The sequence below is a fragment of the Paenibacillus macquariensis genome (genome assembly GCF_900156375.1).
GTDB classification, from domain to species: domain Bacteria; phylum Bacillota; class Bacilli; order Paenibacillales; family Paenibacillaceae; genus Paenibacillus_AQ; species Paenibacillus_AQ macquariensis.
Window position 1 is genome coordinate 290,531 of record NZ_FTNK01000008.1, and the last position, 6,941, is coordinate 297,471.

The 6,941-nt window shown below is 42.1% G+C and carries 4 protein-coding genes; 2 read left to right on the plus strand and 2 right to left on the minus strand.

Annotation, left to right across the window (positions count from 1 at the left end; all coding sequences use genetic code 11):
* Position 1: 1 nt before the first annotated feature.
* Both BW961_RS16385 and BW961_RS16390 read right to left on the minus strand, forming a co-directional pair.
* Positions 2–886, minus strand: coding sequence for a carbohydrate ABC transporter permease (locus BW961_RS16385; protein WP_068579731.1), 885 nt, complete (start codon positions 884–886; stop codon positions 2–4).
* 69 nt (positions 887–955) lie between these two features.
* Positions 956–2,281, minus strand: a complete 1,326-nt coding sequence (locus tag BW961_RS16390; protein WP_068579736.1) for an ABC transporter substrate-binding protein — start codon at positions 2,279–2,281, stop codon at positions 956–958.
* 469 nt (positions 2,282–2,750) lie between these two features.
* Between BW961_RS16390 and BW961_RS16395 the strand changes: the two genes are divergently transcribed.
* Both BW961_RS16395 and BW961_RS16400 read left to right on the plus strand, forming a co-directional pair.
* Positions 2,751–5,309: a winged helix-turn-helix domain-containing protein gene (locus tag BW961_RS16395; protein ID WP_068579737.1), complete on the plus strand. Its 2,559-nt coding sequence runs from the start codon at positions 2,751–2,753 to the stop codon at positions 5,307–5,309.
* A gap of 172 nt (positions 5,310–5,481) precedes the next feature.
* Positions 5,482–6,941: GLUG motif-containing protein (locus BW961_RS16400; RefSeq protein WP_280175210.1), on the plus strand; the 1,460-nt coding region annotated here is incomplete at its 3' end.

Genomic DNA, 6,941 nt, shown 5'->3' on the forward strand with positions numbered 1-6,941 from the left:
ATTAGTGTTCTACCTCCTCAGTCCGTTTGGCTATCCATTGGAATATGACCGTCACTAATACGGTAAACGCAAAAATAATAATGGAAATAGCGCTCGCATAACCAAAGTCGTTAAATTTATACGCCTGCTTATACAAATAGGTTCCCATGACTTCCGAGCTTCCGAACGGTTCTCCATAGGTCATAATTAATACAATATCTAGTGAATTCATCGCGCCGGTGATTGCCAGTAGCATAATGACCAATATAACGGGACGAATGATCGGAATGGTAATGAACCAGGATCTTTTAAGGCCTACGGCACCGTCCATTTCAGCAGCTTCGAGTAGCTCTTTTGGAACAGAGAAAATCGCAGCCAGTAAGAGTACAATATAAAATCCGAACCATTGCCAAGAATTTGTGATGAGTATCGATAGAAATGCAGTCGATTCCTCTCCCAACCAGGCATGTGTCCAGCTTTCTAATCCGATTGCACGCAGAAGCTGATTAATTAATCCGACATCTGGATGGTAAATGAACTGCCATAATACACCGACAACTGCCGTCGAAAGGATACTTGGAAGAAACACAGTCGTTTTATAAAAATTAAGATTCTTTCTAACACCACTGATCACCATCGATATGAATATGATAATGGGCACTTGCACAAATGCTGAGAATAATACGAATATAATATTGTTTTTAAAAGCGATCCAAAATTTTTCGTCTGTAAAAGCCTTTTTGAAATTGTCCAACCCATTGAAAGTCGCTTCGTTGATTCCGTTCCAGTTCGTAAAGGAATGCTGGAGGGAGCTTAATAATGGGAGGATATAGATGGCGATATACATGATGAGTGCAGGTATTACGAAAATTGCGTAAGCCCATGGATTTCTGAGTACTTTATTCATAAATAACCTCCATCTAGTGAAAATCGAGCACCTCGCACATGCGAGGTGCTCGATCCCATTTTACGATCTTTATTTTCCTGCGTTAGCCTCGTCTTGAATCTTTTGCATTTTCTCCGCTGCTTTCTCTGGAGTCACTTTACCGCCAATCAATTCTTGCATTGTTGTTTCTAGTGTTACTTTCACTTTCGGTTGAACAACGGAGTCAAATGCTGTGAATATTCCTTTAGCCGCATTTGTGACTGAAATAACTTCATTGAGAACACCCGTAGTACCGCTTGAATCCTGTAGTTTCATAGAAGGGAAGTCATTCGCGGTAAGAAGCGCCTTCTTTTGCAATGCTTCAGTATAGTATTGTTTGATGAACTCTTTGATTCCCTTTAATTCGTTTTCATTGGCATGACTAGAGAATCCATATCCATTTGAGAAACCACCGTTGATATATCCATCACCAGGGCCACCAACTTCTGGGAAGTTAAAGAAACCAACATTGCCAGCAATTTTTGATTTTTCTTTATCTTCGAATGCAGATACAGCCCAGCTGCCATCCATTGTCATTGCGGCTCCACCTTGGTAGAACTTCGCCTGTCCTTCAGCATATTTCAAAGCAAGCGCACTTTTATCCAGATAGCCTTTTGTTTTCAAGGTTTCTAGCTTCTTAAATGACTCGATAACTTTAGGATCATTCCATTTACTTGTACCGTTAACGAATCCTTCTTGAACTTCTTTGCCTGCTTCACGAACAAACAGTGAATTGGCAATCATGTTCACAACCCATCCATCCGGACCACCTGTACCTGATGCGATCGGTACGATATTCTTTCCTTTCAATACTTCGCAAACGGCTAGAAATTCATCCCAAGTTTTGGGAACTGAAACACCAGCGTCGGCAAACATTGTTTTGTTGTAAAATACGCCTTCTGTATAACCTGATCTTGGAAGCCCATAGACCTTGCCGTCTACGGTGAATTCCCCTAAATCGATGAATTTGTCCGACAATCCCAAATCAGCAAGGATCGGTGTCAAATCGAGTAGATGACCGGCTTTCTGATAGTTCTGTGTATCGGGTCCACCGAATAAGTCGAAGATGATCGGAGGATTGCCAGCGGCCATTTCTGCTTTCAACTTGGTATCGCGGTTAACAGTGTCTTCTACGCCGTCTAACTCATATTTCACTCCAGGCAGTGCTGTTTCTGCAGCTTTTACTGCTTCAAGTAATATATCTTGTTGTGGTTTTGATGTATCTCTTACGTTGATATGACGGAGTGATACTTTGAACTCTGTTACCTTCGGAGTACTCGTTCCATCTGTAGGCGCTGCTTCTTTTTTCGAGCAACCTACTGTGGCGGTTAAGCTCATTGCCAATATCGTAGTAAGTGTCATGGTTATTTTTTTCATTGTGTAACCCCCTCAAACATTTTTGTTTGCGCTTTCATTGTAGGAAATTTTGGAGATAAATAATAGACACACATTTCACATATATAGGGGGTAAAATTCTGCGATTTTGTAATTGCATTAGAAAGACGTGAGCTACGTTATGCTCCAGCTTAATTTTGTGGATAAGAAAAACACGAATATCCTTCTACTTGTCTACTAGATATCTGCTGTATCAGCAGCATAGATCAAAGATCAGTGGCATTTATATGTTAAAGTCTGGAATATTCAGGGCTCAGAATAGATTGAATGATGGATTGGATCGTGATACAATTTTTCATAGGATCGTCTCTTTCTTGAATCGGTTTGGTAGTACAAACGATTCTAGAGAAGTGGCGACCTTTTTTTCTACCTTTAAGTAACAAATTAACATACTTGATCATAAGAGTTTGTCTTCTACGGATTGCATCATGTATATAGGGAGGGATTTTCATTGATTGTAAGTACGAAACTTCATATCCCCCATGTCCGTAACTCCTTGGTATCTCGGCCGAGGCTGATGAGCGAGCTTAATGAGGGGATGAGAGTCAAGTTGACACTTATTTCCGCGCAGGCTGGTTACGGGAAAACAACAGCTTTAAGTGAATGGGTAAATCAATGTAGTAGCCTTGTGGCGTGGGTATCGCTAGATAAACAAGACAATGATGGAATTCAGTTTTGGAGTTACGTCACAGCTTCCATCCAGGAGAGAGTTCATGGGTTTGGATTGACGATAGGGGGGCTTCTTGAGAAGGGTCCTTCGGTTCCTTTGGTGTCTGTGATTGGGGCGCTCTTGAATGAGCTGAATAGATTAACCAGTGAATTGGTGATCATTCTTGATGATTATCAGTTTATTGACCTTTCTGATATCCACCTCTCTTTGATCTATTTAATTGAGAGATTACCTTCCCATATTCATCTATATATCGCGAGCCGTAGCGATCTGGCGATACCTACCGCTAGGCTTTTGGCAAAAGGTGAATTACATCAAATCATGGTGCAGGATTTACGATTTCAACTGGAAGAGGCGATTGTTTTCTTTCGGGATACGACGGATTTAATGTTAACGAGGGAGCAAGTGACGGAGCTGTTCCATCAGACGGAGGGTTGGATCAGTGGGTTACAGCTGGCGGCGATTTCTCTGAAGCACAGTGATAATATAGCCGAGTCCATTCATCGATTCAGCGGCCAGCAACATCAAATATCTGATTATTTGCTAGAAGAAGTTCTTCATCATCAATCAGAGTCAATGCTCACTTTTTTATTGGAAACATCCGTTTTAAGCCGAATGAACCATTCCTTGTGTCAGGCCGTAACAGGTCAAATGAACAGTCAAGAACAATTGGAGAAGTTAGAGCAACTGAATTTGTTTATTATCCCCTTAGACGATCACAGGGACTGGTATAGATACCATCATTTGTTTTCTGATTTCTTGCAGCGAATGTTGTCCCGAAGTGATCCGGATAAATGGGTTGAGGTACATATACATGCGGCGTGTTGGTTGGAGAGTCATGGACTGGATGAAGAAGCGATGGAGCATCTTTTAGTGAGCAAACAATATGCAGATGCCGTTCGGTTGATCGAGAAAAATTTGCAGCCTTTGATGCAATCGAAGAGTGTTACGCTCCATAGATGGGTATCTGTTTTACCGGAAAATTCCTTTGTGGAGAAGCCCATGATTGAAATGTTCTATATCTCTGTATTGCTGGGAGTCGGAGAGTGGGAAGTCGCATTTAGAAGAGTGGAGCAAGCTACAATCCAATTTCAAGGGATGCAGGGGAAATGGGGCGAGGCGGAATGGAAGCAGGCAATGGGTAACATTTACTTCTTCTGTTCGGTGGCCGCTTATCTTCAAAAGGACCTGGGGCGAACATCTGAATATTTCGAGCTGGTAGAACGATATATGCCAGAAGGCAGCTTTTTTCAAACGATGGGACGCAACAGATATCAAGGCTATGATTCATTTGACGATCATTTGGCCATTATCAACGATCTTCATGCGGCGGAAGTGTTCCTATTGAAATGGATTACAGCTTGGGAGTACAAGAAGAAATATCCTTTTATCGGTCTCTTATATGTTTCTTATAGTAAATTGCTGTACGAGTGGAATCGGTTGGAGGATGCGGAGTTTTATGTGAATCAGGTACTTGGACGTAAGGATGTACGGCCCTTTGCACGGATTGTGATACCCATCGCTATGAGTGCTGCGCGAATTCAGCAAGCCCAAGGAAATCCAAACCGAGCTTCTGAGTTGCTTACACAGTTGAAGTCGCAGATCGATTCCCCCGATTATGAATTATTTATGTTGAGAATCGAAGCGGAACAAGCATGTCTGTCCCTGCAGCAAGGCACAACCCAATATGCGCGTGATTGGTTACAAAGATGTGGTCTAGCACATACGGATGAAGTTTCATTGTATCATGTGTTAGAGCATCTAGCTTTGGCTAGAGTGCTTGCAGCATGTGAACGGATGGAAGAAGCACTTTATCTATTGGAACGGCTGAATGATTTGTTAAGCAAGGAAGATCGACTCCGAGATCGAATCAAGGTACTCATTCTACAAAGTATGACGCTTCAGCGCTTAGGTCGAACAGAGGCTGCGCTTGTTCAGTTAGAGACCGCCTTATATTTGGCAGAACCAGAAGGGTATATCCGCAGTTTTATGGATGAAGGTCCTGTGATGGCAGAGCTGCTATCTGCTTATTGGAAGGTACAACAAGGCAGTCGCTTGAGAAATGCCCCCAAAGTTACATTGGCCTATGTAAACAAGTTGCTTCAAGCCTTGAATGTTATGCCGGAAGAAACACTGTTACTTAAAGAAATATTAACAGAGCAGGAAACAAAGGTTATATTGTTGATCGCGGATGGGTTGTCGAACAAGGAAAGCGCCCTTAACTTGAACATTACAAGTGAAACTGTTAAGTTCCATATTAAGAATATTTACAGAAAGCTCGGCGTAAACAATCGAGTGAAAGCTCTGCACCGTGCCAAAGAATTAATGATACTTAGTTGAAAGCCCCCCCATTTTATCAAATTAAACTCCCCATTTGGGGAGTTATTTTTTTGGGAAGATAGTCCTATAGTTAGGTAATCGAAAAGAGTTTCGACATAAAAAGATAAATTACTCAAAGAAGTAATTATTTTTAGTATGAAAATGAAATGAAAGTTTTGGGGGAGGAAATAGAATGCGTATGATATGTAAAAAAGGAATATCTATCATCCTAGTAATGTTGATGGTGATAGGTGGAATGTCGGGACTTATTACGCCCGAAGGAAAAGTCTATGCTGCGGTACCTTTTGCTGGAGGAACGGGTGTAGCAGGCGACCCTTATCAGATTGCAACGGCCGATCAGCTCAATGAGGTTCGGAATAATTTAGGTGTTGGCATTTATTTTGTGCTGACAGCAGATATTGATTTGGGAGTAAGTCCCTATAGCGGCGGCTGGACTCCGATAGGAGAAGGATTTAATAAGCGATTCGAAGGAAATATGGACGGCAAAGGTTATAAAATCACGAATCTAAAAATTACAAGATTCGGAAATGGTAATGGACTTTTCGAATATGCGGGTATGAATAGTGTGATTAGTAATATGAGTCTGGAAAATATCATTATAACTGGACAGAGTGGTTTAGGCGGCTTGGTAGGATTCAACTATGGAACAATAAGCAACAGCTACGTTAGGGGAGGAAGTGTAGAAGGGTATTCTACGTTAGGCGGCTTGGTAGGAATGAACAATGCACAAGGAAAAATAAGCAACAGCTACTCTACGGTGAAAGTGATTGGAAGCAATGGTGTAGGCAGCTTGGTTGGTCAGAGTCAAGGAATAATAAGCAACAGCTACGCTACGGGGGAAGTGTCAAACGGTATATATGTAGGCGGCTTGGTTGGATATCAAGCTGGAGGGAAAATCGAGAACAGCTACGCTACGGGGAAAGTGAGTGGAACTTCTTCGTTAGGCGGCTTGGTTGGTGAGGTTGCCGTAGGAGGAACAATCTTCAAGAACAGCTACTACGACAGCGCAACAACTGGACAACCTTTGGGGGAAACAGGAAGAGGATTCGGTAAATCAGCCGAAGATATGAGAAACCAAGCCACATTTAGTGGTTGGAATTTCAACTCAGATTGGTATATACTTTCAGGTCAATACCCTCAATTATGGGCAGTTACAGCGTTGACACAAGGAACGAATAGGGGAACAACGAAGTTGAACAATGTTGCAGATGGTATGGAGTATTCGATTAATGGCAGTGCCAGTTACACTGCGATTACGGGTACATCTGTTGATAATATTACTGTAAAAGAGGGAGATAAGATCTCCGTCCGTGTTGTAGCAGATAAATTAAGCGCAAAACAACTGACGGTAGTTAAAGCGAACATCAAACCGTTAAGAGTAATTGCAACAGAAGCCATCACTGGAGTAACAGTGCCAGTAACAGGCGCGACGCCAGTATCATTAATAGATGCTACAGCAGAATACACAGCAGCGATTTCATGGTCACCAGCGGGTGCGAAATTTGCTGGAGATACCGCATACACAGCAACGATAACGATCACACCCAAAGCAGGATACACATTAACAGGTGTGGCTGAAGACTTCTTTACAGTAGATGGAGCAACAACAGCAAATGAGGCTAATGATGGAGT